The sequence below is a fragment of the Lentzea sp. HUAS TT2 genome (assembly GCF_051853195.1).
In the GTDB taxonomy this organism is placed as follows: Bacteria; Actinomycetota; Actinomycetes; order Mycobacteriales; family Pseudonocardiaceae; genus Lentzea.
Genome location: NZ_CP196667.1, coordinates 8,893,608 through 8,919,253 on the forward strand (window position 1 = coordinate 8,893,608; position 25,646 = coordinate 8,919,253).

At 69.7% G+C, this 25,646-nt stretch carries 25 protein-coding genes and 1 pseudogene; 9 read left to right on the forward strand and 17 right to left on the reverse strand.

What is annotated here, in order from left to right; translation table 11 throughout:
- Positions 1-15 precede the first annotated feature (15 nt).
- Entirely contained in the window at positions 16-405 is a 390-nt protein-coding gene (locus ACSHWB_RS42185) for a helix-turn-helix domain-containing protein (protein ID WP_439658927.1), read from the reverse strand.
- Positions 406-447: 42 nt separating this feature from the next.
- On the opposite strand from ACSHWB_RS42185, the gene ACSHWB_RS42190 reads away from it, so the two are divergent.
- Positions 448-1,263, forward strand: a complete 816-nt coding sequence (locus ACSHWB_RS42190; RefSeq protein ID WP_439658928.1) for a class I SAM-dependent methyltransferase — start codon at positions 448-450, stop codon at positions 1,261-1,263.
- Here the strand turns inward: ACSHWB_RS42190 and hsaB are convergent.
- The 8 genes from hsaB to ACSHWB_RS42230 are packed head-to-tail and all read right to left on the reverse strand — an operon-like array spanning position 1,249 to position 8,755.
- The gene (gene hsaB, locus ACSHWB_RS42195) at positions 1,249-1,821 is read right to left on the reverse strand and encodes a 3-hydroxy-9,10-secoandrosta-1,3,5(10)-triene-9,17-dione monooxygenase reductase subunit (RefSeq protein WP_401028854.1); all 573 of its coding nucleotides are present in this window, start codon (positions 1,819-1,821) and stop codon (positions 1,249-1,251) included. The two genes, ACSHWB_RS42190 and hsaB, sit on opposite strands and share 15 nt — an antisense overlap.
- Positions 1,785-2,687, reverse strand: coding sequence for an iron-dependent extradiol dioxygenase HsaC (gene hsaC, locus ACSHWB_RS42200; protein ID WP_439658929.1), 903 nt, complete (start codon positions 2,685-2,687; stop codon positions 1,785-1,787). The genes hsaB and hsaC overlap by 37 nt, the downstream gene beginning before the upstream one ends.
- The gene (gene hsaD, locus ACSHWB_RS42205) at positions 2,687-3,496 is read right to left on the reverse strand and encodes a 4,5:9,10-diseco-3-hydroxy-5,9,17-trioxoandrosta-1(10),2-diene-4-oate hydrolase (RefSeq protein WP_439658930.1); all 810 of its coding nucleotides are present in this window, start codon (positions 3,494-3,496) and stop codon (positions 2,687-2,689) included. Before hsaD ends, hsaC begins: the two co-directional genes overlap by 1 nt.
- 10 nt (positions 3,497-3,506) lie before the next feature.
- Complete coding sequence (gene hsaA, locus ACSHWB_RS42210; protein ID WP_439658931.1) at positions 3,507-4,673, reverse strand: 3-hydroxy-9,10-secoandrosta-1,3,5(10)-triene-9,17-dione monooxygenase oxygenase subunit; 1,167 nt, start codon at positions 4,671-4,673, stop codon at positions 3,507-3,509.
- On the reverse strand, positions 4,670-5,680 hold the full coding sequence (gene dmpG / locus ACSHWB_RS42215; protein ID WP_439658932.1) for a 4-hydroxy-2-oxovalerate aldolase: 1,011 nt from the start codon (positions 5,678-5,680) through the stop codon (positions 4,670-4,672). The genes hsaA and dmpG overlap by 4 nt, the downstream gene beginning before the upstream one ends.
- Positions 5,646-6,524, reverse strand: a complete 879-nt coding sequence (locus ACSHWB_RS42220) for an acetaldehyde dehydrogenase (acetylating) (protein ID WP_439658933.1) — start codon at positions 6,522-6,524, stop codon at positions 5,646-5,648. The genes dmpG and ACSHWB_RS42220 overlap by 35 nt, the downstream gene beginning before the upstream one ends.
- Before the next feature lie 9 nt (positions 6,525-6,533).
- The gene (locus tag ACSHWB_RS42225) at positions 6,534-7,304 is read right to left on the reverse strand and encodes a 2-keto-4-pentenoate hydratase (RefSeq protein ID WP_439658934.1); all 771 of its coding nucleotides are present in this window, start codon (positions 7,302-7,304) and stop codon (positions 6,534-6,536) included.
- Positions 7,298-8,755 (reverse strand): FAD-binding protein, encoded by a 1,458-nt coding sequence (locus tag ACSHWB_RS42230; RefSeq protein WP_439658935.1) that lies wholly within the window; start codon positions 8,753-8,755, stop codon positions 7,298-7,300. Before ACSHWB_RS42230 ends, ACSHWB_RS42225 begins: the two co-directional genes overlap by 7 nt.
- Positions 8,756-8,869: 114 nt before the next feature.
- Between ACSHWB_RS42230 and ACSHWB_RS42235 the strand changes: the two genes are divergently transcribed.
- Genes ACSHWB_RS42235 through ACSHWB_RS42255 form a run of 5 tightly spaced genes read left to right on the forward strand, consistent with a single transcriptional unit; the run spans position 8,870 to position 13,609 of the window.
- On the forward strand, positions 8,870-10,441 hold the full coding sequence (locus ACSHWB_RS42235) for an FAD-dependent oxidoreductase (protein WP_439658936.1): 1,572 nt from the start codon (positions 8,870-8,872) through the stop codon (positions 10,439-10,441).
- The gene (locus ACSHWB_RS42240) at positions 10,438-11,574 is read left to right on the forward strand and encodes a Rieske 2Fe-2S domain-containing protein (protein ID WP_439658937.1); all 1,137 of its coding nucleotides are present in this window, start codon (positions 10,438-10,440) and stop codon (positions 11,572-11,574) included. The genes ACSHWB_RS42235 and ACSHWB_RS42240 overlap by 4 nt, the downstream gene beginning before the upstream one ends.
- Positions 11,571-11,810, forward strand: a complete 240-nt coding sequence (locus ACSHWB_RS42245; protein WP_439658938.1) for a hypothetical protein — start codon at positions 11,571-11,573, stop codon at positions 11,808-11,810. Before ACSHWB_RS42240 ends, ACSHWB_RS42245 begins: the two co-directional genes overlap by 4 nt.
- The gene (locus ACSHWB_RS42250; RefSeq protein WP_439658939.1) at positions 11,803-12,771 is read left to right on the forward strand and encodes a 2Fe-2S iron-sulfur cluster-binding protein; all 969 of its coding nucleotides are present in this window, start codon (positions 11,803-11,805) and stop codon (positions 12,769-12,771) included. The genes ACSHWB_RS42245 and ACSHWB_RS42250 overlap by 8 nt, the downstream gene beginning before the upstream one ends.
- Positions 12,772-12,781: 10 nt before the next feature.
- The gene (locus tag ACSHWB_RS42255; RefSeq protein WP_439658940.1) at positions 12,782-13,609 is read left to right on the forward strand and encodes a MaoC/PaaZ C-terminal domain-containing protein; all 828 of its coding nucleotides are present in this window, start codon (positions 12,782-12,784) and stop codon (positions 13,607-13,609) included.
- A gap of 46 nt (positions 13,610-13,655) precedes the next feature.
- Here the strand turns inward: ACSHWB_RS42255 and ACSHWB_RS42260 are convergent, their stop codons facing one another.
- The 6 genes from ACSHWB_RS42260 to ACSHWB_RS42285 are packed head-to-tail and all read right to left on the reverse strand — an operon-like array spanning position 13,656 to position 20,032.
- Positions 13,656-14,801 (reverse strand): lipid-transfer protein, encoded by a 1,146-nt coding sequence (locus ACSHWB_RS42260; protein WP_439658941.1) that lies wholly within the window; start codon positions 14,799-14,801, stop codon positions 13,656-13,658.
- Positions 14,798-15,181, reverse strand: coding sequence for a MaoC family dehydratase (locus ACSHWB_RS42265; RefSeq protein WP_439658942.1), 384 nt, complete (start codon positions 15,179-15,181; stop codon positions 14,798-14,800). The genes ACSHWB_RS42260 and ACSHWB_RS42265 overlap by 4 nt, the downstream gene beginning before the upstream one ends.
- Positions 15,168-16,052: a bifunctional MaoC family dehydratase N-terminal/OB-fold nucleic acid binding domain-containing protein gene (locus ACSHWB_RS42270; protein WP_439664768.1), complete on the reverse strand. Its 885-nt coding sequence runs from the start codon at positions 16,050-16,052 to the stop codon at positions 15,168-15,170. Before ACSHWB_RS42270 ends, ACSHWB_RS42265 begins: the two co-directional genes overlap by 14 nt.
- Positions 16,052-17,179: an acyl-CoA dehydrogenase family protein gene (locus ACSHWB_RS42275; protein WP_439658943.1), complete on the reverse strand. Its 1,128-nt coding sequence runs from the start codon at positions 17,177-17,179 to the stop codon at positions 16,052-16,054. Before ACSHWB_RS42275 ends, ACSHWB_RS42270 begins: the two co-directional genes overlap by 1 nt.
- Positions 17,169-18,131: an acyl-CoA dehydrogenase family protein gene (locus ACSHWB_RS42280; RefSeq protein WP_439658944.1), complete on the reverse strand. Its 963-nt coding sequence runs from the start codon at positions 18,129-18,131 to the stop codon at positions 17,169-17,171. The genes ACSHWB_RS42275 and ACSHWB_RS42280 overlap by 11 nt, the downstream gene beginning before the upstream one ends.
- Positions 18,131-20,032, reverse strand: coding sequence for an acyl-CoA dehydrogenase family protein (locus ACSHWB_RS42285; protein ID WP_439658945.1), 1,902 nt, complete (start codon positions 20,030-20,032; stop codon positions 18,131-18,133). Before ACSHWB_RS42285 ends, ACSHWB_RS42280 begins: the two co-directional genes overlap by 1 nt.
- Positions 20,033-20,191: 159 nt before the next feature.
- Here ACSHWB_RS42285 and kstR point away from each other — a divergent pair, with 159 nt between their 5' ends.
- Complete coding sequence (gene kstR, locus ACSHWB_RS42290) at positions 20,192-20,767, forward strand: cholesterol catabolism transcriptional regulator KstR (protein WP_245983567.1); 576 nt, start codon at positions 20,192-20,194, stop codon at positions 20,765-20,767.
- A 77-nt stretch (positions 20,768-20,844) separates the two neighbouring features.
- Positions 20,845-21,246 (forward strand): hypothetical protein, encoded by a 402-nt coding sequence (locus tag ACSHWB_RS42295; protein ID WP_439658946.1) that lies wholly within the window; start codon positions 20,845-20,847, stop codon positions 21,244-21,246.
- Here the strand turns inward: ACSHWB_RS42295 and ACSHWB_RS42300 are convergent.
- On the reverse strand, positions 21,218-21,397 hold the full coding sequence (locus tag ACSHWB_RS42300) for a hypothetical protein (RefSeq protein ID WP_439658947.1): 180 nt from the start codon (positions 21,395-21,397) through the stop codon (positions 21,218-21,220). The two genes, ACSHWB_RS42295 and ACSHWB_RS42300, sit on opposite strands and share 29 nt — an antisense overlap.
- Before the next feature lie 98 nt (positions 21,398-21,495).
- Between ACSHWB_RS42300 and ACSHWB_RS42305 the strand changes: the two are divergent.
- Positions 21,496-21,636, forward strand: a pseudogene (locus ACSHWB_RS42305) (xanthine dehydrogenase family protein molybdopterin-binding subunit); the annotation flags it as partial.
- A 6-nt stretch (positions 21,637-21,642) separates the two neighbouring features.
- On the opposite strand, the gene ACSHWB_RS42310 reads toward ACSHWB_RS42305, so the two are convergent.
- A complete protein-coding gene (locus ACSHWB_RS42310) occupies positions 21,643-25,626 on the reverse strand; it encodes a CHAT domain-containing protein (protein ID WP_439658948.1) in 3,984 nt (1,327 codons plus the stop codon).
- Between the last annotated feature and the right edge of the window lie 20 nt (positions 25,627-25,646).

The following is a 25,646-nucleotide window of genomic DNA, read 5'->3' on the forward strand; positions in this document are numbered from 1 at the left end:
CCGAGGTTGGGTCGCCTAAGCCTGCCCCAGCACGCGGCGGAACGTCGGGCACTCCATGTGCGTCGGCGCCGGACAGGCCGCCGCGTGCCGCAGGTCGTCGCGCATCAACGCCAGCTTCCGGATCGTCACGTCCAGCTCGTCGGCCTTGGCGGCGAGCATCTCGCGGTTCGGCGACGGGCGGCCGTCGGGTGAGAACATCAGCGTGATCTCGTCCAGCGAGAACCCGGCGGTGCGGCAGACCGCGATCAACGCCAGCTGCTCCAGCACGGCCGGCGTGAAGACGCGTGTCAGGCCTTGCCGCCGCACGGACGCGATCAGGCCGCGCTCCTCGTAGTAGCGCAGAGTGGAGGCGGGCACGCCTGAGCGCCGGACCACCTCGCCGATGCCGATCTCGGTCTTGTCCACCACACTTGACCTCAAGCCGACTTGAAGTAGGACGGTAGGAGCATGACAGCAGAGGTGAACAGCGAGCAGGCCGCCTGGTGGAACGCCGCGGGACAGGGCTGGGCGAACGTGCAGGACATCGTGGACCTGATGCTCCGCCCCTTCCAGGACCTGCTCGTCGAGGCGGCGCTCGCACGGCCGCGCGAACGGGTGCTCGACGTCGGGTGTGGCACGGGCGGTGTCACGAGGGCGATCACCGAGGCCACCGGGGCGGCCTGTGTGGGCGTCGACATCTCCGAGACGATGCTCGCCGCCGCACGCGAGCACGGCGAAGCGCAGTACCTCCGCGCCGACGCGCAGGTGCACACGTTCGACACGAGCTTCGACCTGATCGTCAGCAGGTTCGGGGTCATGTTCTTCGACGACCTCACCGCGGCGTTCCGCAACCTGCTGCGCGCCACGTCGCCCGGAGGTGAGCTCTGCTTCATCACGTGGCGCACGGCGGAGGAGAACCCGTTCATGACCACGGCGACCAAGGCCGCTGCCCCGCTGCTGCCCGACGCGCCCAAGCCGGACCCGGACGGGCCTGGGCCGTTCGCCCTCGCCGACCCCGGCAGGACGCGCAAGATCCTCGAGGAGGCCGGCTGGGACGGGATCGACATCCGCCCGGTGGACCAACTCCGCGCCCTGCCCGAGAAGCTGCTGGTCCCGTACCTGAGCAACCTCGGCCCGATCTCCCGTGCGCTCAAGGAGGCCGACGAGTCCGAACGCCCCCGGATCATGGCGGACGTCCGGGGCGCGTTCGACGGGTTCGTGCACGGGGACGAGGTGCGGATCCCCGCCGCGGTCTGGCAGGTCACCGCGTCAGCTCCACTCTGACTGGCGCTGCCAGGTCAGCAGGTTGTCGAGGACCTCACCGGACCAGCCGCGGGTGTCCAGCTCGGCGTGCGTGGCGTAGCGGCCGCGGTAGAACAGCAGCGGCTGCGCCTCGCGCACCGGGCCGAGCTCCACGACCGAGCCGACGACCATGTGGTGGTCACCGGCGTCGTGCACCACCGACACCTGGCAGTCGACCCACGTCAGCGCGCCGTCGAGCACCGGGGCGCCGGTCGGGGAAGGCGTCCACGACACGGCCGAGAACTTGTCCGTGCCCGCCTTCCCGAACACCGTCGACACCTCGCGCTGGTCCTCGGCCAGCACGTTCACGCAGAACGAGCCGGCCGAGGCGATCGCGGCCCAGCTGCGCGAGGTCCGTTGTGGACAGAACACCACCAGCGGCGGGTCCAGCGACAACGCGGCGAAGGCCTGGCAGGCGAACCCCACCGGACCGTCGGCGGACATGCCGGTCACCACGGTCACCCCGGTGCAGAAGTGACCGAGCACGGATCGGTAGCGGGCGGCTACTTCTGGACGCCCACGCTGAAGTCGTGTCCCCACAGGCTCACCGCCGTGCTCTCGCGTGCGATCCAGTCCTCATCGTCGACCTGCCGTCCCTCGCAACCGAACTCGACGTCGAACCCGCCGGGCGTCTTCATGTAGAACGACAGCATCAGGTCGTTCACGTGCCGGCCGAGCGTCGCCGACATCGGCACCTTGCGCCGCAAAGCCCGGTCCAGCGTCAGGCCCACGTCGTCGGTGTTCTCGACCTCGACCATCAGGTGCACGATCCCGCTCGGCGTCGGCATCGGCAGGAACGCGAGGCTGTGGTGGCGCGGGTTGCAGCCGAAGAACCTCAGCCACGCGGGCGGTCCGTCGGCGGGCCTGCCGACGAACTGCGGTGGCAGGCGCATCGAGTCGCGCAACCGGAACCCCAGCACGTCGCGGTAGAAGTGCAGCGCGGCCTCGTCGTCCGAAGTGGACAGCACGACGTGGCCGAGGCCCTGCTCCCCCGTCACGAACCGGTGCCCGTACGGCGACACGACCCGCCGGTGCTCCAACGCCGCGCCGTGGAAGACCTCCAGCGTGTTGCCGGACGGGTCCTCGAACCGGATCAGGCCGGTGACCCGCCGTTCCGCCAGGTCCGCCGCCGAGCCCTCGACGTACGCGACACCGGCCGAGGCCAGGCGCTTCGCGACCTCGTCGAGTTCGGCCTCGGTGGCGGCCTCCCACCCGGAAGCCTGCAGACGGTCAGTCTCCCCCGGCACGATCACGAGCCGCGCCGGGAAGTCGTCCATCCGCAGGTACAGAGCGCCTTCAGTCGACCCCTTGCCCTCCACCATGCCGAGGACCTTGAGCCCGAACTCGCGCCACCGGCCCATGTCGGTGGCCTCGATCCGGAGATACGCCAGCGACCGGATGCTCATCACGCCTCCGTCAGGAAATCGAGAGCGAGCCTGTTGAACTCGTCGAACTTCTCCAGCTGCGCCCAGTGCCCACATCCACCGAACACGTGCAGCTGCACGCGCGGGATCAGCTTCGTCGCCAGCAACGCGCCGTCGAGCGGGTTCACCCGGTCCTCGCGACCCCAGACCAGCAGCACCCGCTGGCGCAGCTTGTAGGCCTCGCGCCAGAGCATGCCCTGCTCGAAGTCGGGACCGGAGAACGACTTGCCCAGCGTGGCCATGGCGCGCAACGACTCCGGCTGGCGCGCCGCCTCGAACCGTTCGTCGATCAGCTCGTCGGTGATCAGCGACTGGTCGAACACCATGATCCGCAGGAACTCCTCGATCTTCTCCCGCGTGGGTGTGCGAGCGAACGCGCTGAGCTTGCGCACGCCCTCGGTCGGATCAGGCGAGAAGACGTTGAGCGACAACCCGCCCGGACCCATCAACACGAGCCGTCCGGCGCGTTTCCCGTGGTCCAGAGCGAACCGGACCGCGGTGCCGCCGCCGAGCGAGTTGCCCAGGATGTGCGCCCGCTCGACCTCCAGCGAGTCCAGCAGGTCCTTCAACGCCCTGGAGGCGAAGGAGAAGTACTGGTCGTGCTCGGCCGGCTTGTCCGACTGGCCGTAGCCCGGCATGTCGACCGCCAGCACGCGGAACGACTTCGCGAACACCGGGATGTTCGCGCGGAAGTTGCTCATCGCCGACGCACCGGGCCCGCCGCCGTGCAGCAGGACCAGCGTCTCGGCGTTGTCGGTACCGGCCTCGTGGTAGTGCAACCGCACGCTCATCAACGCTCCCTCAGAACAAGCCGTCGCGGACCTGGATGCCGAGCTCGTTCTTGCCGTACAGCACCAGCACGCGCTCCGGGTCGTTGCCCGCGTGCACCCGTGCGGCGTGGGCGTCGCGCCAGAAGCGGGGCAACGGCAGGCCGGCGTTGATCGCCTTGCCGCCCGCGCTCTCGAAGAGCAGGTCGATCGCGGCGAGCGCCCGCCCGCTGCCGAGCACCTGGTCGCGCCGGGCCCTGAGACGCAGGTCGATCGGGATCTTCGTCTCGGCGACGGCGTGCGCCCACTCCTCGTTGATGTCCTTCTCGAGCGTCCACCACGCCACGTCGATGTCGGCCGCCGCGGTCGCGATCCTGACCTGCGCGAACGGGTCTTCGACCGACTTCTCCCCCAGGTACGCCGCCCGGACGCGTTCACGGGTCGCGTTGACGTGCAGCGCGTACGCCCCGGTCGCCATGCCGATGATCGGCGCCGTCACCGCGTACGGGTGGATCGTCCCGTACGGCATGCGGAACAGCGGGCCGGGGTTGACCTCCTGGCCGGGGCACTTGCACCGCGCGGTGTTCGACATGCTCAGCGCCCTGTACTCCGGGACGAACACGTCGTTCACCACGATGTCGTTGCTACCGGTGCCGCGCAGGCCGACCGTGTCCCACACGTCGTTGATCGTGTAGTCGGAGATCGGCAGCAGGAACGTCCGGAAGTCGATCGGCTTGCCCTCGTCGTTCATCACGAGGCCGCCGAGCAGCACCCACGTCGCGTGGTCGCAGCCGGACGAGAAGCTCCACTTGCCGCTGAACCGGAACCCGCCCTCGACCGCCGTGGCACGACCTGTTGGCGCATAGGAAGACGAGATCCGGGTGTCCTGGTCCTCGCCGAACACCTCGTCCTGCGCCTGAACGTCGAACAGCCCGACGTGCCACGGGTGCACACCCAGCACGGACGCGACCCAGCCCGTTGAACCGCACGCGCTGCCGATCAGCCTGACCGCGGTGTAGAAGTCGAGCGGGTGCGACTCGAAGCCGCCGTACCGCGCGGGTTGCAGCATCCGGAAGAAACCGGTCTCCTGCAACGCCTTCACCGACTCCGGCGGCACCCTGCGCAGTTCCTCCGCCTCGGCCGCGCGTTCGGCGAGCGCCGGCAGCAGTTCCCGCACCTTGCCGAGGATTTCCTCGCTCATCGGACTTTCTCCCTGCTCAGCTCCAGTGCGATGTCGATCAGCTGGTCCTCTTGCCCGCCCACGAGCTTGCGTTCGCCCGCGCGGACGAGGATCTGCGCGCCGGACACGCCATAGCGTTCGGCCTGCGTGTACGCGTGTTTGAGGAAGCTGGAGTAGACGCCCGCGTAGCCCATCATCAGCGCCATCCGGTCGAGCAGGCACTCGTCGGGCATGACGGGCCGGACGACGTCCTCGGCCGCGTCCACGATCTTGAAGAAGTCGACGCCGGTCTCGAAGCCCAGCTTGTCGCAGACGCCGACGAACGCTTCGAGCGGCGTGTTTCCCGCGCCTGCCCCGAATCCGCGCACGCTGCCGTCGATCTGCTTGGCCCCGGCCCGGGCCGCGGCGACCGAGTTCGCGACGCTCAGCCCGAGGTTCTCGTGCCCGTGGAAGCCGACCTGGGCGTCCTCCCCGAGTTCGGCGACCAGCGCGGAAACCCGGTCGGAAACCTGTTCCAGCACAAGGGCTCCGGCCGAGTCGACCACGTAGACGCACTGGCACCCGGCGTCGGCCATGATCCTTGCCTGACGAGCCAACGCCTCCGGTGGCTGCGAGTGCGCCATCATCAGGAAGCCAACGGTTTCCAGCCCACGTTCGCGAGCCAGCTGGAAGTGCTGCACGGACACGTCGGCCTCGGTGCAGTGCGTGGCGATCCGCACGATCGAGGCGCCGTTGTCCTGCGACACCAGGATGTCGTCCTTCACCCCGACACCCGGCAGCATCAGCACCGCGATCTTGGCCTGCGTGGCCGTCTCGACCGCGACCTTGATCAGCTCTTGTTCGGGGGTGTGGCTGAAGCCGTAGTTGAACGACGACCCGCCCAGCCCGTCCCCGTGCGTCACCTCGATCACCGGCACCCCGGCGCCGTCGAGTGCCGCCACGATCGAGCGCACGTCGTCGACCGTGAACTGGTGCCGCTTGTGGTGCGAGCCGTCACGCAGTGACGTGTCGGTCAATCTGAGCTGCACGGGCGATCTCCTCCCCCACCTTGGTAGCGGCGGCCGTCATGATGTCGAGATTTCCCGCGTATTCGGGCAGGAAGTCGCCCGCACCCGCGACCTCCACGAAGATCGCCACCCGGCCCGCGTCGTACTGCGGTTCGCGCAGCAACCGGAACCCTGGGACGTACGAACGGATGTCGGTCTCCATCCGGGCGATCGAGTCCGTGATCGGGTCGGGATCGGCGTCCTCGGGAATCGCGCAGAAGATCGTGTCGCGCATGATCATCGGCGGGTCGGCAGGGTTCAGCACGATGATCGCCTTGCCGCGCCCAGCCCCGCCGATCGCTTCGATGCCCCGGCTGGTCGTGCGGGTGAACTCGTCGATGTTGGCTCGGGTCCCAGGACCTGCCGACACCGACGCGACGCTGGCGACGATCTCCGCGTACGACACCGGGACGACCCGGGAAACGGCGTGCACCATGGGAATCGTGGCCTGGCCACCGCAGGTGATCAGGTTGATGTTGGGCGCGTCCTGGTGCTCACCGAGGTTCACCGGCGGCACGACGTACGGCCCGACCGCGGCCGGTGTCAGGTCGATCGCCCGGACGCCCGCCTCGGCGTAGCGCGGGGCGTTGGCCCTGTGCACCGCCGCGGACGTCGCCTCGAAGACGATGTCCGGCAGCTCGTCCTGACGCAGCAACCACTCCGCGCCGTCGACCGAGACCTCGAGCCCCAGATCGGCCGCGCGGCGCAGTCCCTCGCTGGCCGGGTCGATGCCCACCATCCAGCGCGGTTCCAGCACCTGCGAGCGCAGGAGCTTGTAGAGCAGGTCGGTGCCGATGTTGCCGGAGCCGACGATGGCCGCCTTCACCCAGTCACCTCATTCGAATTTCAGGTCGACGGAGCCGAGTCCGGCGAACTCGGCGTGGAACTCGTCACCGGGCCTGGCGTCGATGGCGCGCGTGCAGGAACCGGGCAGCACGATGTCCCCGGCCAGCAACCGGACGCCGAAGCCCGCGACCTTCGCCGCGAGCCACGCCACCGCGATCGCCGGATCACCCAGCACGGCGTCACCACGTCCCTCGGCGACCACCTCGCCGTTGCGCCGCAACGTGGCCGCGACGGCGCCGATGTCCAGTTCGGACGGACGGACGCGCTCGGACCCGAGCATGAACCCGGCCGACGAAGCGTTGTCCGCGATGGTGTCCTGCAGGCCGATCCGCCAGTTCTCGATCCGGCTGTCGATCAGCTCGATGGCCGGCACGACGAACTCGGTGGCCGCCAGCACGTCCTCGACCGTGCAGCCCTCGCCCGGCAGGTCGCGGGCCAGCAGGAACGCGATCTCCACCTCGACGCGCGGGTAGAGGTACGCCGACGCGTCCGCGATGCCGGCGAGCTGCATGTCGTCGAGCAGGTGGCCGTAGTCGGGTTCGTCGACGCCCATCATCTGTTGCATCGCCAGCGACGACAGGCCGACCTTGTGGCCGATCACGTCCCTGTTGCGGTGACGGACGTTGAGCAGCTGGATCTCGTACGCGTCGACCACGTCGATCTCGGGATACAGCTCCACCAGCGGTTTGATGGGCACGCGGTCGCGTTCCGCCGCGCGCAGCAGTTCGGCGGCCGCCTCCCGCTTCTGGATCGTCAGCACCGGGCCTCCTTGGCTACGTGTTGCCCCGCGCGGCGGCCCGAGAAGACGCAGTCGGCGAGCGCGAGGCCGCTGACGTAGGACTCCGAGCACACCCCGACCGCCGACCGGCCCGCCGCGTACAGACCTGCGACTCCCTGCACCTGACCGGTGTCCTCGTCCACGACGAGGCCGCCGAGCGTGAGCATCGGGCACGGGTAGCCGAACCCCGCGCGCACCGACACGTTGATCAACGAATAGGGCGGCGTCCCGAAGGGTTCGGGGACACCGATCCCGGCCTTGGCGGCGACTTCCTCGATCGTCGGCGCGCTGACCAGGCCGCGACCGAGCAGGTAGCGGACCTGCCAGCGCTGGAACGACGCCGTCTGCGTCTTCACCTGGGCGCGTGCGAGCTGGAGGATCTCGTCGTCGATCAGCAGCCAGGCCTTGCCGCCGCGTTCGACGATCGCGCCACCGTTGGCCGCGCCGTACAGGGTCGCGTCGCCGAAGCGCTGTCCAGCCGAGTCGACCAGGACCCCGCGCTGCAACGCGCTGGGCGGCGTGACGAACCGCCACACCGAGATCTTGTCCATCCGCGCGGTCTTCCCACCTGCCTCCACGCCGAGCCGGATCCCGCCGCCGTCGTCGCCGGGCGTGCCCAGCGCGAGGCCACCGCGGTGTGCCGGGGCGTGCTCGTGCACCAGCGCCCGGTTCGCGATGAAGCCGCCGGCCGCGATGATCACGCCCTGCCCGGCGGTGACCACCAGCGGCCGGCCGAACCGTTCGAGCCACGCTGCCAGCCCGAACAGCCTCTTGCCCCAAGGCGGGTAGTACAGCCACGGCTTCGCGCCCGCCTTGGACAACGCCCCGTGCAGAAGCCGTGGAAGTCCGGTGAGGGTCCGGCACCGCACGCCCGTCACCCGGCCGTCCGCGACGACCAGCTCGACCGCGCGGGTCTGCGGCATGATCCGCACGCCCGCACGCCGGGTCGCCTCGGCCAGACGAGTGAAGAACTCCTTGCCCGAGGTGCCTTTCGCCCTGGTCCGGTGCCCGCGTGGCGCCGGGTCCGGCCAGGCGTCCTCACTGCCGGACAGGTACAGGTAGTAGTCGTCGGTCGGGTACGAGGTCTTGAACGGCGACACCCGCGCGTCGAACGGCACGCCCTGGTCTTCCAGCCAGGCCAGCATCTTGGCGCTGTCCTCGCAGAACCGCCGCAGGGTCCCGGGCGACACCGCGTCCCTGACCTCGTGCCGCAGGTAGGAGAACATCGCGTCGACCGAGTCGGTGACCCCGGCCTCGACCTGCTGCCGCGTCCCGCCGCCTGCGTAGACGACACCGCCGGACAACGCGGTCGCGCCTCCGCCTCCGAACCGGTCCAGCACCACCACGGACGCACCGGCCGTCGCGGCCTCGACGGCGGCGCACGCGCCGGCCGCGCCGAAGCCGATGACGACCACGTCAGCGGTGACTTCCACGCAACCCTCCAGAAACAGGTTCTTGGTGAGTCGACTTGCCTGGAACTCCTACACCATAGCGCCAAACCGCCTCAGAACTATAACCTGTTCTAGTCGGAGCCCCGTGGAGGTGTGATGTACGACGTGATCGTCGTCGGCAGCGGCGCGGCAGGCATGACAGCCGCGCTCTGCACCGCTCGGAACGGCCTGCGGACCCTGGTCATCGAGAAGGCCGCGCACTACGGCGGCTCGACCGCGCGGTCGGGCGGCGGCATCTGGGTGCCGAACAACGCCGTGGTCGCTGCCAACGGGATACCCGACTCGCCGGAGCGGGCCAGCACCTACCTCGCGCACATCGCGAGCGAGGTCCCCGCCGACCTGCGGGAGGCGTTCCTGGACGCCGGACCGGCCATGCTGGCGTTCGTCTGCGCCCACACGCCCTTGAAGTTCCGCTGGGTCCGCGAGTACGCCGACTACTACCCGGAGGCGCCAGGAGGGCAGCCACGCGGCCGCTCGGTCGAGCCACTGCCGTTCACCGCGGCCCAGCTCGGCGACGAGATCAAGAACCTCGAACCGCCGTACGTGCCGACGCCCGCGGGCATCGTGATCACCCAGACCGACTACCGCTGGCTGACGCTGATCGGACGGCACCCGCGCGGCATCCTCACCGCCGCCAAGGTCTTCGCCCGCCGGTTCCTGCCGGGCCGCCGCCTCACGATGGGCCAGGCGCTGTCGGCAGGGCTGAGGGCAGGGCTGAAGGAGCTGAACGTCGAGGTCAGGCTCAACACCGCGATGACGGACCTGCACCACGAGAACGGCCACGTGTCCGGGGTCCTCGTCGGCGAGAAGCTGATCCTGGCCAAGCACGTGGTGCTGGCGTCCGGCGGGTTCGAGCACAACGAACGGATGCGCAAGCAGCACCAGGACATCGGTACGGAGTGGACGGTCGGCGCCAAGGCCAACACCGGCGACGGCATCGAGGCAGGGCAACGGGCGGGCGCCGCGGTCGGGTTGATGGACGACGCCTGGTGGGGCCCTTCGGTCCCGCTGCCGCGCGGCCCGTTCTTCCTGCTCGCGGAACGGTCCCTGCCCGGCTGCGTGCTGGTCGACAAGACCGGCCGCCGGTTCGTGAACGAGGCGGCGCCCTACATCGACGTGGTCAACGCGATGACCGGCGACACCTGGCTCGTCTTCGACCACACCTACCGCAGCCGCTACCCGTTCTGCGGCATCCCGCCGCGCCGCCCGCTCCCCCGTCGCTGGAAGGACTCCGTGCTCACGGCCCCCAGCCTGGAGGCGCTCGCCCAGGAGGCGGACCTGCCGGACCTGCTGGACACCGTGCGGCGGTTCAACACCCTGACCGTGGAAGGCAAGGACGCCGACTTCCACCGCGGCGACAGCGCGTACGACCGCTACTACGGCGATCCGCGCAACAAGCCGAACCCCAACCTGGCGCCGCTCACCACCGGCCCGTTCTACGCGGTCAGGATCGTGCCCGGCGATCTCGGCACCAAGGGCGGCCTGCGCACCGACACCCGAGCACGGGTGCTGCGCGAGGACGGTTCGGTGATCGAAGGCCTGTACGCGGCGGGCAACACCAGCGCGTCCGTCATGGGCCACACCTACGCGGGCGCGGGCGCCACCCTCGGACCGGCGATGACGTTCGGATATCTGGCCGGCCTCGACATCTCTGGAGGAAAGCGATGACGCAGGACAGCGTGCGGACGATCGACGCCGGCGCGCCTCCAGCGAGGTTCGCGCGCGGATGGCACTGCCTCGGCCTCGCCAGCCACTTCCGCGACGGCGAACCTCACCCCGTGGAGGCGTTCGGCACGAAGCTCGTCGTGTTCGCCTCGGAGGACGGCAAGATCAACGTCCTGGACGGGTACTGCCGGCACATGGGCGGCGACCTCACCCAGGGCACGATCAAGGGCAACAACATCGCGTGCCCGTTCCACGACTGGCGCTGGGCGGGCAACGGCAAGTGCGTCGACATCCCTTACGCCAAGCGGGTTCCGCTGCGGGCGCGCACGCGGTCGTGGATCACCATGGAGGAGAACAAGCAGCTCTTCGTGTGGAACGACCCGCAGGGCAACCCGCCGCCCGAGCACATCACCATCCCGCGGATCGAGTCCGCGTTCAGCGACGAGTGGAGCAACTGGACCTGGGACTCGGTCGTGATCGACAACGCGAACTGCCGCGAGATCATCGACAACGTCGTCGACATGGCCCACTTCTTCTACATCCACTTCGCGTTCCCGACGTACTTCAAGAACGTGATGGAGGGCCACGTCGCCTCGCAGTACCTGACCACGCGCGGGCGTCCGGACGTCGCGATGGGCTCGAACTACACCGGTGACGTCGAGGTGCGGTCCGAGGCCGCGTACTACGGACCGTCGTACATGATCGACTACCTGTGGAACGACTACAAGGGCCTCGAGATCGAGACGGTGCTGATCAACTGCCACTACCCGATCTCGCCGACCTCGTTCAAGCTCCAGTGGGGCGCGATCGTGAAGAAGCTGCCCGGTGTGGACGACGTCCACGCCGACAAGATCGCGGCGAAGTTCGCGCGCGGCATCGGCGTCGGGTTCCTGCAGGACGTGGAGATCTGGCAGAACAAGTCGCGCATCGACAACCCGTTGCTGTGCGAGGAGGACGGGCCGGTCTACCAGCTCCGCCGCTGGTACGAGCAGTTCTACGTCGACGTGGAGGACGTCAGCGACGACATGGTGCGGCGCTTCGAGTTCGAGGTCGACACGAGCCGCGCGATCGAGGTGTGGGAGAAGGAGGTCGCTGAGAACCTGGCCAGGCAGCAACCTCAGGAGCAGGCGACGTGAACGAGCGCGACGAGTTCCTGGTCGGTGGCATGGTGCCGGTCCGGTGCGACTGCGGGAACCGGGTGCTGGTCAAGAAGAACAGTCCCCAGCACACCAGCGTGCAGTGGCTTTCCGACACGGCCACGTGCGTCGAGCTGTGCGGGCCGCGGTCCGCGTTCGTGCCCACCTGCCTGCGGCTGCGCGACAGCATCGAGAAGGCCGTGCGCGAGGGAACGCTGGAGGTCGCCGATGGCTGAGGTGCACCGGCTGCGGGTCGACGCCGTGATCGAGGAGACCGCCGACGCGCGTTCGTTCGTGTTGTCGGGCGTGGACTTCGCGGTGCGGCCCGGCCAGTTCCTGACCGTGCGGGCGGGTGACGTGGCGCGGTGCTACTCGCTGTCCAGTGCTCCAGGCGAGCCGTTGAAGATCACGGTCAAGCGGACGCCGGACGGGTACGGGTCGCACTGGATGTGCTCGTCGTTGGCTGCCGGCATGGAGATCGACGTGCTGGCGCCGGCCGGGGTGTTCACGCCGTCGTCGCTGGACGGGTCGCTGCTGGCGTTCGCGGCCGGGAGCGGGATCACGCCGGTCATGTCGATCATCCGCGCGGTGCTCGGCGAGGGGTCCGGACGGGTGTTCCTGGTGTACGCCAACCGGGACGAGGCCTCGGTGATCTTCGCCCGCGAGCTCGCCGAACTGGCTCGCTCGCATCCGGAACGACTGACCGTCGTGCACTGGCTGGAATCGGTGCAGGGACTGCCTTCCGTGGCGGGTCTGCGGGCGTTCGTCCGGACCTGCGACGAGGCGTTCGTGTGCGGGCCCGGGCCGTTCATGGAGGCCGCGCGCAGGGCGTTGCACGACATCTCGGTGGTGCACATCGAGAAGTTCGTGTCGCTGTCCAGCGACCCTTTCTCCGAGGTGGTCCCGGTGGTCGACGACCGGCCGGACGCGGTGGTCGAGGTCGAGCTGGACGGTGAACAGCACCGGTTTCCCTGGCCCGCGCGGACGAAGCTGCTCGACCTGTTGCTGGAGAAGGGACTCGACGCGCCGTACTCGTGCCGGGAGGGTGCGTGCAGCGCGTGCGCGTGCCGGCTGATCGAGGGCGAGGTCAAGATGCTCAACAACGACGTGCTCGACCCAGAGGACATCGCCGAGGGCATCGTGCTGGCGTGCCAGTCGGTTCCGGTCACCGACAACGTGAAGATCACCTACGAGTGAGGGGCGCCTGATGCCGATCGATCCCGCCGTCGCGATCGGGGCGGAACTTCCCGAGATCAAGTTCTCCTGGTCCGAGTCCGACGTGCTGCTCTACCACCTGGCGCTGGGCGCGACGGAGCTTCGGTACGTCTACGAGCAGGGGTTGCGGGTGCTGCCGACGTTCGGTGTTGTCGCGCCTCGCTTCCACGAGACCGCGCCGCCCGCCGTGTCGTTCCCCGGCGTCGACATCGACCTGGCCAGGGTGTTGCACGGCACGCAGGAGATCACCGTGCACGCTCCCCTGCCTGTTCAGGGTGAGGCGGTGTTGCGGACGCGGATCGCGGACGTGTGGGACAAGGGGAAAGCCGCGGTCATCGTGCAGGAGTCCACGGCTGTGACGCCGGACGGGACCGCGCTGTACACGACCAGGTCCAGCATCTTCGCTCGTGGTGAGGGCGGGTTCGGCGGCGACCGCGGACCTTCGGGCAAGGTGGAGGTGCCGACGCGTGCACCGGACTTCGTGATCGAGACCCCGACTCTGCCGCAGCAGGCCTACCTCTACCGGTTGTGCGGTGACCGGAACCCGTTGCACGCCGATCCCGAGTTCGCCGCGCGGGCCGGGTTCGACGCGCCGATCCTGCACGGCCTGTGCACGTACGGCGTGGTGTGCAAGGCCGTGATCGACGCGGTGCTCGACGGGCCGGAGCAGGTGGCGTCGTTCGGGGCGAAGTTCGCGGGCGTGGTGTTCCCCGGCGAGACCCTGACGACGCGGGTGTGGCGGGACGGCCCACAGCTGGTGCTGACGACGTTCGCCGGAGACCGTCCCGTGCTCGCCGACGCGGTGCTCACCACCGTGTGACGATTTCGCCGCGTCACCCTCGCGCCCAGGGTCATGGCCAGCGAGCTCAGGCCTCCTTGCCGAGGATCAGGCCGCTGGTCGGGACGCCGGTGCCGGCGGTGACCAGGACGTGGTCGGTCTTGGAGACCTGGTTCACCGCGGTGCCGCGGATCTGCCGCACGCCCTCGGCGATGCCGTTCATGCCGTGCAGGTAGGCCTCGCCCAGCTGGCCGCCGTGGGGGTTGAGCGGGAGCGATCCGTCCAGTTCGAGTGCGCCGGACTGGACGAAGTCCTTGGCCTCACCCCGTCCGCAGAAGCCCAGTTCTTCGAGCTGGACGAGGACGAACGGCGTGAAGTGGTCGTAGAGCACGGCCACGTCCACATCGGACGGACCGATCCCCGACCTCTCCCACAGCCCCCTCGCCACCACGCCCATCTCGGGCAGCCGGGTCAGGTCGTCGCGGTAGTAGCTGGTCATCGTGAACTGGTCGACGCCGCTGCCCTGAGTCGCCGCCTTGACGTGGGCCGCCTTGTTCGGCAGGTCTTTCGCGCGTTCCACGGACGTGACGACCAGTGCGACCCCGCCGTCGCTCTCCTGGCAGCAGTCGAGCAGCCTGAGCGGTTCGGCGATCCAGCGCGACGACTGGTGGTCGTCCAGGGTGATCGGCCGGTTGTGGAACCAGGCGTGCGGGTTCGTGGCGGCGTGTTTGCGGTCGATCACCGCGATCCGGCCGAAGTCCTCGCTCGTGGCGCCGTACTCGTGCATGTACCGGCGGGCGAACATGGCGACCATCGCGGCCGGCGTGCCCAGGCCCATCGGGTACGACCAGCTGTTGTCGATGTTGGCCGCGGCCGCCGTCTGGACCTGCCCGAACCGGTGCCCCGACCGTTCGTTGAACGCCCGGTAGCAGACCACGACCTTCGCCGCGCCGGTCTCCACGGCCATCGCGGCCTGCTGGACGGTCGCGCACGCCGCCCCGCCGCCGTAGTGGACGCGGCTGAAGAACGTCAGCTCCGGGATGCCGAGCTCACGGGCGACCGCGATCTCGGCGTTGGTGTCCATGGTGAAGCTGACCAGGCCGTCCACATCGGACGGCTCTAGCCCGGCGTCCTCCAGCGCGGCCCGGACGGCCTCGGCCGCCAGCTGGAGCTCGCTGCGACCGGAGTCCTTGGAGAAGTCGGTCGCGCCGATCCCGACGATCGCGGCGTTCACGCGGGCACCTCGATCTTCACGGTTCCGGTGACGTGGTCGCCGTGCGCGGTCCTGCCGACGACCTCGATGGTCAGGTCCCGCTGCTCGCGTTCGACGACCTGGCCGAAGAACTTCAGCGTGTCGTAGGCGAAGCAGGGCGCGCCGAGCTTGATGTTCACCTGGCGCACCAGCGCTTCCGGGCCCGCCCAGTCCGTGACGTAGCGCTGCACGAGTCCGGTCGTGGTGAGGATGTTGATGAAGATGTCCTTCGAACCGCGCTGGATCGCCAGGTCGCGGTCGTGGTGCACGTCCTGGAAGTCACGGGTGGCCAGCGCGGTGCTGATCACGAACGTCGGGGTGGCCTCGACGTGCCACTCCGGCAGGGAATCACCGATCCGCACGGGGCCTCCAGCTCGGCATCGTCAGGTCGTCGTCGACCTTGGTGAACACGACCTCGACCCGCAGCCCGACGCTGGGCTCGCCGTCCAGCTCGCCCAGCATCCGCACGCCCTCGTCCAGTTCGACCAGGGCGATGACGAACGGGGTCTGCTTGCCCGGCACCTGCGGGTGGTGGTGCACGACGTAGCTGTAGACCACGCCGTAGCCCTCCGAGACGAGGTACTTCGGTTTGGTGGCACCGCATTCCGGGCACATCGGGCCTGGTGGGTGGCGCAGGAGGCCGCAGCCGCCGCACCGCTGGATGCGCAGCTCGCCCTGCCGGGTGCCCTCCCAGAAGTACTCGGTGTCGCGGTTGAGAGAGGGCCGGATGGCCTGGGGCTTCGGGACTTCGGGTTTCGGTTCCGGCTTCTGGGCGGGCTTGAACTTCAGCACCCGGAACCGCATCTCGGCCACGGCCTCGTCGCCGACCCACCAGGTGCTGCGGGTCGTCACGAACCAGCCCTCGCCGAGCCCGGTCTTCTTCGGCCCTGTCACGTCCTCCAGGCTCGTCGTCACCGAGAGGTGCTCGCCGACCTTCAGGTACCGGTGGTAGGTCTGGTCGCTGTTGGTCGCGACGACCGAGGTGTAGCCAGCCTCGTCGAGGATGGTCATCATCGCGCCGAGCGGGTCGTCCAGGGTGCGCTGGCCCTTCAGCCCCGCCATCGTCCACACCTGGACCATCGCCGGCGGCGCGATCCCGTCGTAGCCGGGATGCTCGTCGCCGATGGCCTCCAGCCAGTTGTTGATCATCGGCTGGTTGACCGGGTCGCGGGCCAGTCGTGGCGCGCATTCGCCCTGTTCGGCTATGCGGGCGGCTTCCTTCTCGATGTCGATCATCGCACCACCCGCGGTAGTCCGAGCCCGATGTTGGCGATCAGCTCGCGCTGGATCTCCTGCACTCCCCCGCCGAACGTCAGCACGAGGTTGCGCCGTGCCTGCACGTCCAGCCACTTCGTCAGCTCCGCCGGCGCGCCGTGGCGTCCGACGAGCTCCTCCAGCAGGCGGCCGACGCGCTGGGTCCGGTCCGCGGCGAACACCTTCGTCGCCGAGGCGTCCGCGACCTCCAGCTCACCGCTCGCGACCTGCCAGTTGAGCAGCTCGTTCACGCGGTGGACCGCCCGTGCCTCGGCGAACGCCCTGCGCACGTCCGGTTCGTCGAGGAGCTGACGTTCCGCGGCCCAGCCGTGGACCCGTTCGACCAGCGCGCCGAGCCTGCCGGACGGGCCGAGCATCACGCGCTCGTGGTTGAGCTGGGTGGTGATCAGCCGCCAGCCCTTGTTCTCGTCGCCGACCCTGCGGGACTCGGGCACGCGGACGTCGTTGTAGTAGGTGGCGTTGACGTGGTGGGCGCCGTCGCAGGTGATGATCGGCGTCCACGAGTAGCCGGGGTCGGTGGTGTCGACGATCAGGATCGTGATGCCCTTGTGCCGTGAGTCCGGCGCTCCCGTGCGGCAGGCCAGCCACACGAAGTCCGCGTCGTGGCCGCCCGTGGTGAACGTCTTCTGCCCGTTCACGACGTAGTGGTCGTCCTCGCGGATCGCCTTGGTGCGCAACGCTGCCAGGTCGGTGCCCGCGTCCGGTTCGGTGTAGCCGATGGCGAAGTGCAGGTCACCGCTCAGGATCTTCGGCAGGAAGAAGTCCTTCTGCTCCTGGGTCCCGTACGTCTGCAGCGTCGGGCCGACGGTCTGCAGCGTCACGTACGGCAGCGGGACGTCCGCGCGGGCGGCCTCGTTGACGAAGATCTGCTGCTCGACCGGCCCGAAGCCCAGCCCGCCGTACTCCTTCGGCCAGCCGACACCGAGCCGTCCGTCGCGGCCGAGCCTCTTGACCAGCTCGCGGTAGGTGGCGCCGTGCCGTTCGGTCAGCATCGCCTCGCGTTCGGCGTCGGACATGACGGTCGTGAAGTACTCGCGCAGCTCGTCGCGCAGTTCGCGTTGCTCCGCTGTGAGGTCAATGAACATCGATGGCTCCCAAGCGGTGCTCCACTCCGCCGACGAACCGCGTCAGCTCCTTGGCCATGCCGTAGTAGCGGTGCATCGGGTAGGTGATGTCGAGCCCGAGGCCGCCGTGCAGGTGGTGGCAGGTGTGCACGGCCGGCAGGGCTTCCGCGGCGAGCCAGTAGGCGGCCGTGTCGAGGTCGTTGTCGCCGAGGCTCCAGACGGCGGTCAGCGCGGCCAGGTGCAGCGTGCGGGAGGCGATGTAGACGTCCGCGACGAGGCCCGCCGCGGCCTGGAAGGTGGCCAGTGGTTTGCCGAACTGGTGGCGGGTGCCGACGTGCTCGACGGTGAGGTCGAGGGCTCCGGCCAGGACGCCGTCCGCCACCGCCACCGCTCCGGCCAGGGCGAACCGGCGGATGCCGTCCTCCGCGCCGGCCAGCAGTTCACCGCGGGCACCTTCGAGGGTGACGGTGCCGTCCGAAATGGACACACCGGACTGTGCCGGATCCACGACGAAGACGCCGGTGCTCGTGCTGACGAGGATTCGCTGGGCCTCGGCCGCGTACGGCACGTTGATCTTCACGCCGAAGATGCCGTCCGGTCCCGCCGTCGTGTTCGGTTCGGCAGGTAGAGGTCTCGACGGTTCGCTCAACGCCGCTGTGAGCACCCCGTGCTGTTCGGTCACCAAGGGCAGCAGGGCGTCCTGCTGCTCCGGCGTGCCGTACCGGACGATCGGCAACACGCCCAGCGCGAGCGTGGCCAGCGCCGGAACGTCCACCGCCCGCCGGCCGACCTCGGTGAGCAGCACGGCCGTCTCCAGCACGCCGAGCCCGTCGCCACCGAGCCGTTCCGGAACGGCCAGGGCCAGCAATCCCGCCTCCCCCAACGCCTTCCAGGGGGTGTCGCTCTCCCTGCCCAGCACGTCGGCCGCCAGGGTGGCGATCTCGCGCTGGGTCTCGTCGAGCTGGAAATCCATCAGGGCTCCCTCGGTAGACCGAGAATTCGCTCGCCTGCCAGGTTCATCAGCACTTGCGTCGTCCCGCCCGCGATGCTCAGACACCGCGTCAGCAGGAACTCGTAGATCAGCTCACCTTCGACCGCGGCGTCCGGCCCGAGGATCTCGACCGCGAACTCGGCGACGTCCTGCCGTTGCCGCACGCCGGCCAGTTTGCGCACGCTGGACTCCGCACCGGGTTCCTGCCCGCTCAACACACGCAGGCTGGCCCGTAGGTCCAGCACGGACACCGCCAGTCCCTGCGCCACCAGCGCACCCAGCCGTTCCGCGTGATCGGCGGCGGCCGGAGACTTCAGGACGTTCTCCAGCGGTTCGCCGAGCGCCGAGCCCATGGCGACGCGTTCGTTCGCGAGGGTCGTGCGTGCGAGCCGCCAGCCGTCGTTCACCGCGCCGACCACGCAGTCGTCCGGCACGAACACGTCGTCCAGGAAGACCTCGTTGAACCGCGCGTCGCCGGTGATCTCCCGCAACGGCCGCACGTCCACCCCTGCCGACCGCATGTCGACCAGGAAGTACGTGATGCCCTTGTGCTTCGGGACGCCGGAGTCCGTGCGGGCCAGGCAGATCGCCCAGTCGGCCTGGTGCGCGAGCGACGTCCAGACCTTCTGCCCGGTGAGCTTCCAGCCACCGTCGGCGCGCACGGCCTTGGTGCGCAACGACGCCAGGTCCGAGCCCGCCTCGGGTTCGCTGAAGAGTTGACACCAGGTCAGCTCACCGCTCAACGTCGGCGGCACGAACCGTTGCTGCTGCTCGGGCGTTCCGTGGCGGAGGATCGTCGGCCCCGCCCAGCCGCCGATGATCAGGTCCGGCCTGCGCACCCCGGCACGGCCGAACTCGCTGTCGATGACCAGCTGCCGCGCCTGGTCGGCGTCCTGCCCGTACGGCTTGGGCCAGTGCGGCACGAGGAACCCGCTGTCCGCCAGCCGTTCCCGCTGCGCCACCGGGTCGAGCCCGGCGATCTCCTCGGCGAACCTGCGCACCTCGGGGTCCGACTCGACCTGGACCGCCAGCGAGCGACGCGCCCCTGCCAGCGTCAGCTCGGCGACACGTCGGCGCCAGAAAGCCACACCGCCCGCGAGCTGCTGCAACGCCAACGCCCGGCGCAGGTAGCGATGCGCGTCGTGCTCCCAGGTGAAGCCGATGCCGCCCAGCACCTGGATGCAGTCCTTGGCGTTGCGCACCGCCGCGTCGAACGCCACCGCGGCCGCGACCGCTGCGGCCAGCGGGTGCTCGTCCTCGCCGGCCGTCCGTGCCGCGTCCCAGGCCACCGACGACGCCTGCTCCGCCCGGCACAACATCTCCACGCAGAGGTGCTTCACGGCCTGGAACGACCCGATGACACGCCCGAACTGCTGACGTTGTTTCGCGTACTCCACAGCGGTGTTCAGGCACCACGCGGCGACCCCGCTCGCCTCGGCGGCCATCAGCGTCACCGCGAGGTCGGTCGGGTCCGCCGTGATCTCGCCCGGCGCGTTGACCACCACCGACCCGAGCGAACGTGAGTGGTCCACGGCTTCCAGCGCGGTGAGCGACACCTGCTCGGCCGGCACGAGCATCCAGTTGTCCGTTTTGAGCAACAGATGCGTCGCTTCGGCGGCACCGACCACGTGACGGGGCGAGAACCCGAACCCGGCGACCCCCTCGAAACCGGGGAACAGCGCGGACACCAGCGCCGTGGGCAGCAACGGCCCCGGCACGAGGTTCTCGGCCGCCTTCTCCAGCATCACCGCGAGATCGGCGACCGTGCCGCCCTCCCGCGTCACCTCGAAGAACCCGACCTTGACGAGATCGGCCCACTCACCTCTGGCGGCGTCCACGCTCTCGCGCAGGGCGCGTTGTTCCCCGGTCGTGGCGATCGGCATGCGGCCTCCTCCAGTACATGAAGAAGTTTATAGAACGTGTTCTATTTCCGGCAACAGATCATGGCTGGGAAACCGATCGAGTATGATGCGAAGGCAGCTGCAACACGTTCCAGGAGGATCATCTCCGTGTCACCTTCGAAGTCGCGCACGGACGCGCTCATGGCGGGCGACGAGCTCAGCTCGGCCGCCCAGCGCGAGCGTCGCAAGCGGATCGTCGACGCGACCATCGCGCTGGCGTCCAAGGGCGGGTTCGACGCCGTCCAGATGCGCGCGGTGGCCGACAGGGCGGACGTCGCGCTGGGCACGTTGTACCGCTACTTCCCCTCGAAGGTCCACCTGCTGGTGTCGAGCCTCGCCGTGGAGCTGGAGCGCGCCCAGGAGAAGATGGACCGCACCACCGTCCCCGGCGACAGCCCGTACGAGCGCGTGCTGTTCGTGCTCGGCCGCATCACCAGGGGCCTGCAGCGCAACCCGCACCTCACCGAGGCGATGACGCGCGCGTTCACGTTCGCCGACGCCTCCGCGGGCGCCGAGATCGACCGGGTGTCGCTGCTCATGGAGAGCATGTTCACCAAGGCGATGAGCGACGACGCCCCGACCGAGGAGCAGAAGGCCATCGCCCGTGTGATCGGCGACGTGTGGCTGTCGAACCTGGTCGCCTGGGTCACGCGCCGCGCCACCGCGACGGACGTGGCGAACCGCCTCGAGCTCACGGTCCGCCTCCTGCTCAAGTGAGTAGTCCTGCGGAATGACCGGCGAGTCACACTCTCGAACGATGCCGGCGCACGGCGTTCACCCCTAACGTCTGTCCTATGAAGACGCTCGTGGTGGTCCTCGTCGTGCTGGCCGCGCTCGCCGGCGGAACCGTGCTCCTGGTGAACCACTTCGGCGGCTGGACGACGCTCACCGGCAAGGCCTGGGCGATCACCTACGAGGTCTCGTCCCAGCCCGCCGAGTCGCTCGTCGACGTGACCTACACCGAGTCGCCCACCCGGTACCGCAAGGAGACGCCGCAGAACGTCAGCGTCTCGAAGCCGCTGCCGTGGACGTCCGAGGTCGTCATCAACGCCGGCGAGAAGGCCCAGGTCACCGCCACCCCCAAGGGCGACCAGGTGCTGACGTGCCGCATCCTGCTCGACGGGCTCAAGGAACTGGCGACCTCGACGGGCGCGCCCGGCCAGAAGGTCACCTGCGATGCCGTTCCCGGTACCTGACCACCGGCGGCACCACGATGATCGTGAGGACCACGAGGACCACGTAGAGCCACGGTCTTCCGATCCCGAGCGCGCCGACGACAGCACCTGCCACCAGCCCGACCAGGATCAGTCCGACCACGATCAGCGCGAATCGCCCGCGGTGCGACAAGAGTTCCGCCCCTCCCCCGGCGGCGGCTCACGCTGGTGAACCTCGTACCGGAACCATCGCCACCGCATCGACCTCTTCTGGCATTCTTCGGCCACCCGGACCCGCTGGTCAGCGACTCGGGCGTGAAGGGCATCGGCGAGCTCGGGATCGTGGGCGCGGCCGGGGCGATCGCGAACGCCGTGCACCACGCGACCGGTGTGCGGGTCCGCGACCTGCCGATCACCCTGGACGAGCTGCTGGACTGGTCACCAGCCGTGATGCGCGAAAGCCGCCCAGTACACGGGTTTCGCGAGCGAGGCACTCCGTCCGCGTTCCGCCAGGTGCCGGGCCACCCCGGACGGCACGACCCGATCGGGGTCGAGTGCCCAGAGCTGCACCGCGCGCAACGCGTCACGGGGCCGCATCCCTTGGTGCGCAAGGAAGTCGTAGAACACGCACATCAGCAACGCCGACTCGACGTCGTCGACCTTCCACTTCGTGCCGACGACGCCGGTCGCCCCCGCCGCCACGTACGCCGCGGCCAACGTCAGCACCTCGTCGTGCAGCCCCGCCGTCAGGTCGCTCTCACACGCGGCCAGCACCACAAGCCCACCCGGGACGTCCTCGCGGCGCATAGCGGCGTGACGCAGCATCCGTTCCACGGACAGGTCCGCGCGCGCCAACTCCAACGCCGACTGAGCAGGCGTAGCACCCGCACGCGCATGGCACCCCAGGTGCTGCAACGAGGCCCCGCGCTCCTCCAGCACCTCGTCGGGCGTGCCCGCACCGCGCACCGGCACGCCAGGCCCGGCCTGCCCGTAGAAATGCCCGTGTGGATAGAGCCCGTGCAGGAACTCGGCCTCGTACTGCGCGGCCATCAACGTGCCCGCCGGATTGCTCACCACGACAGGCGAAGCACCCACCGGTTGCCGCTCGCGCCGGGCCAGCTCGCACAGCTGCCGGGCGGAGGCCGCGTAGGTGAACCCCACCTCGCGCAACGCAGTCCGGCCCGCACCCGCGGCCGCGTGCCACGGCACCACCCCCAGCGCCCCGGTGGGCACCAGTACGAGCCACCCGCCGGAAAGCCTGTCCAGCAAGGGTTCCATCGCCCGCCACGCCCAAGCGCACAACGCAGGCAACACCGCTCTCCGCTGGTCGTCGCTCATCACGAGGTAGCGCCCCACCGCGGTGTCCGGCCCATCGACCAGCAAGGGCAGCGGCACCTCGTAGACCGTGCCGGCCTCCGTGGTCACCAACGCCCGTCCGGCGTGCTCGTCCTGGCCTGGCACCAGATGCACGAGCGCCACGGCGTCCAGGCTGCGCAGCGCACCCGCGATCTCCTCCAGCGAAGGCGGCGTCAACGCCTCCAGATCGCTGCCCAGCACGGACAACACCCGCCGTCGCACGTCGCTGGGCGCGAAGTCCACCGCCACGCTCGCGTCCTGCCGCGCGGCCTCCTGTTCCCACTCCCGCGCCAGCTCGGGCTGCCCGGCGGCCTTCAACCGCGCGCCGATACCGGCCGTGAAAGTCGCGCTGTGCAACACGAGCCCGCGCCCCCACTCGACCGCTTCGACCGCCCGGCGCAGCTCCCCCGAAGCGGCACACCGCAACGCCACCCGCTGCCCACGCGCGGCGGCGTCGGCCGCGTCCTCCGCCGCGTGCGAGCCGGTGGTCTGCAGCAGCACGTGGTGCGCCCGGCGCCGCAAGCAGTCGAAGCCGATCCTCGTCGCGACGGCCCGGTACTCCGATGATCTCCGATGCCAGCAGCCGTCCGCGAGCCCGTCCAGCGCCCTGGTGACGTTTCCCAGGCCGAACGAACCGATGTCGAGTCCCGCGTAGTGGCGCAACGCCTCGTCGAGGTCCGACGCGCGGCCGGTCGTCGCGTACCGGTTGTGCCACAACATCATCAGTGAGCACACGACGGTTTCACGAATGCGGTCAGGGGTCTCGGCGCTGTCGCGCAGCGCCTCCAGTTCGGCGACCCCGCCGGCGAACTTCTCGCTGTCGCCCGTCGCCATGGCGGCGACCGTCGAGCCGACCAGGGCAGCCGCGGTGGTCGCCGAGTACATGGCCGAGCCGCGCTCCACGCTCCCCGCGGTCCTGCCGAGCTGATCGGCCGCGGCCGCCGCCATGGCGAGGTCGTTGGTCTCCGCGGCGCGGTGGAGGAGCACCTGCATGAGCGCAGCCCGTTCCACCGTCTCCGACAGGGGATCTTTCTTGCTGGTCTCCAGCTCCGCCAGCCGTGCGTGCGCCTCGTCCGCGCTGAGAACGAGGTCGAGCGGGAGCTCGGTGTCCAGGTACGGCCGCAGCTGGCGGAGCAGTTCGTCGATGTCGGTGACGTCGGCACCGCGGGCGACCTTCGACGTGCGCAGGTCCAGCAGGTGCCGCATTCCGGTGTCGTGGTCGTGGCGTTCGCCGTGGTCGCGGTACCGGTGGATCAGGACCGACCCGAGCATGAACCAGGCGAGGTCGTGCTCGTGGGTACCGGGTTCCACCAGGCTCATCGCCTGCTTGCAGTGCGCGATCGCGGCCCCGTGCAGATCGGCGCGCTCGGAGACGATCTGCAACAGGTGCGCACGCGCGAGCTGAACCAGGAAGGTCGAGCGGTGCCTGGGCTCGATGCCGGTGTCGGCGGACACCTTCTCCAGAGCGGCCACGGCGTTCCCCAGCGGCATGCCGATCACTCCGCCCCGTACGTGCACATCGGCCAGCAGAGAGCCGTGCAGGCCCAGCAGGATCGTCCACAACGGATGGTCAGGTGCGGCCTGCCCGAAGAACCCGTCGAGTGCCACCGCCGCCTGCACCATCAGGTCGCGCTCGTCCCGATCCTCCCCGCAGGCCGCGAGCAGCATCGCGCGCTGCGCCATCAGGTCCACGTCCGGAGCGGCCGGCTCACCGACGGCGTTCGTCGCGTGCAGCGCGGCCAGCCGTGAGGGCGGGTCGCTGATCAGGTAGAAGCGCAGGGCGGCGACGGCGCGGAGCCAGTCGGCGCCGGGTCTCTCGTGCCGCAGGAGCCAGTCCAGCAGCTCGGCGGCCACCTGCTTCTCGTTGCCGTCGCTCACCAGAGAGGCGGCGAGGGACTCGGGCACCTCGCTGTCGCGGTCCGCCACCACCGGCAGCAACGCGAGCGGCAACTGCTTCTCCCAGCCCAGATCGGACGGCTCCCGCACTGCCTCCCGCAGCAGGGCCTCGGCCTCGTCCAGCCCACCGCGTCCGCGCAGGGCCAGCGACGCCGTCGCGATGGCGAAGACCGGCAGCACCGCCTCCCGTGGCGGCACGTTCTCCCCATCGCCGGCAGCCAACAAACGTTCGACCACCCGGATGACGCCCTCGGTGTCACCCGCGAGCCAGTACGCCTCCATCAACGCCACGCCGACGAGTCCTTGCATGGGTTCCGCCGCGAACACGCCGACGAGGTAGTCGATCACCGCGGGCAGCTCCGCGCGGTTCTCCCGTGCTCGGGCGACGAGCAGTTCGCTGCGCCGCTGCACGTACTCCGTGGCGCGGTCCTCCAGCTTCGGGTGGTGCTCGATCCCGTCCAGCAGCCTCAGCGCCTCCGCACGGGCGAAGGAGTCGCCGGACTCGGTGAAACGCCCCTGCCACAGCTCCGCCAGCTCGTACGCGGCCAAGGGGTTCCCGTCCGCCACCGACTCGTAGAGCGCGATCGCCTCCTCCCCGTCCGCCTCCGGGTCCCGCGCGTACTCCGCGACACCTGTGCGGGCGCGGAACGAGAGGAGCCGGGCGAGGTCGAGCATCGCCTCGGAGCGCCAGGCCTCGGCATCCGCGCCGAACAGGTCGAGGCTGCCGTCCAGCAGGTGCTGCGCCTCGTCCAGGAGCTCCGATGGCGGCCCCTCGCCCGCGTTCAACCCGCGGCGGAACTGTTCGTGCACCGCCTGCCCGAGCATGGACGTCACCTTGGCGTGGTCGGCTTCCTCGTCCGGTTCCCGCGTGAGGAGGGTCCTCAACTCGGACACCAGCTCGGCGAGATAGCGGCGGTCGCCGTCGTCGGTGACCACGTACCGGATCTCCAGCAGCTCGGCCAGGCAGGACCGGAAGAAGAACGTGTCGTCGTAGCCGATCACCGCGCGCAGCTCCGCGATCGCGAGGTCGATCTCGCCGACGTCCTGCAGCAGCCGCGCCCGGCACCGGTGCCAGCACGCGGACACGTAGCCCGCCCACAGCCAGTCGCGGGAAGCTTCACCAGCGATGGCCTGGACCCAGTCCAGGTGGTAGCGGATCTCGTCGAACACGGCATGATCGCCGGGCTCGC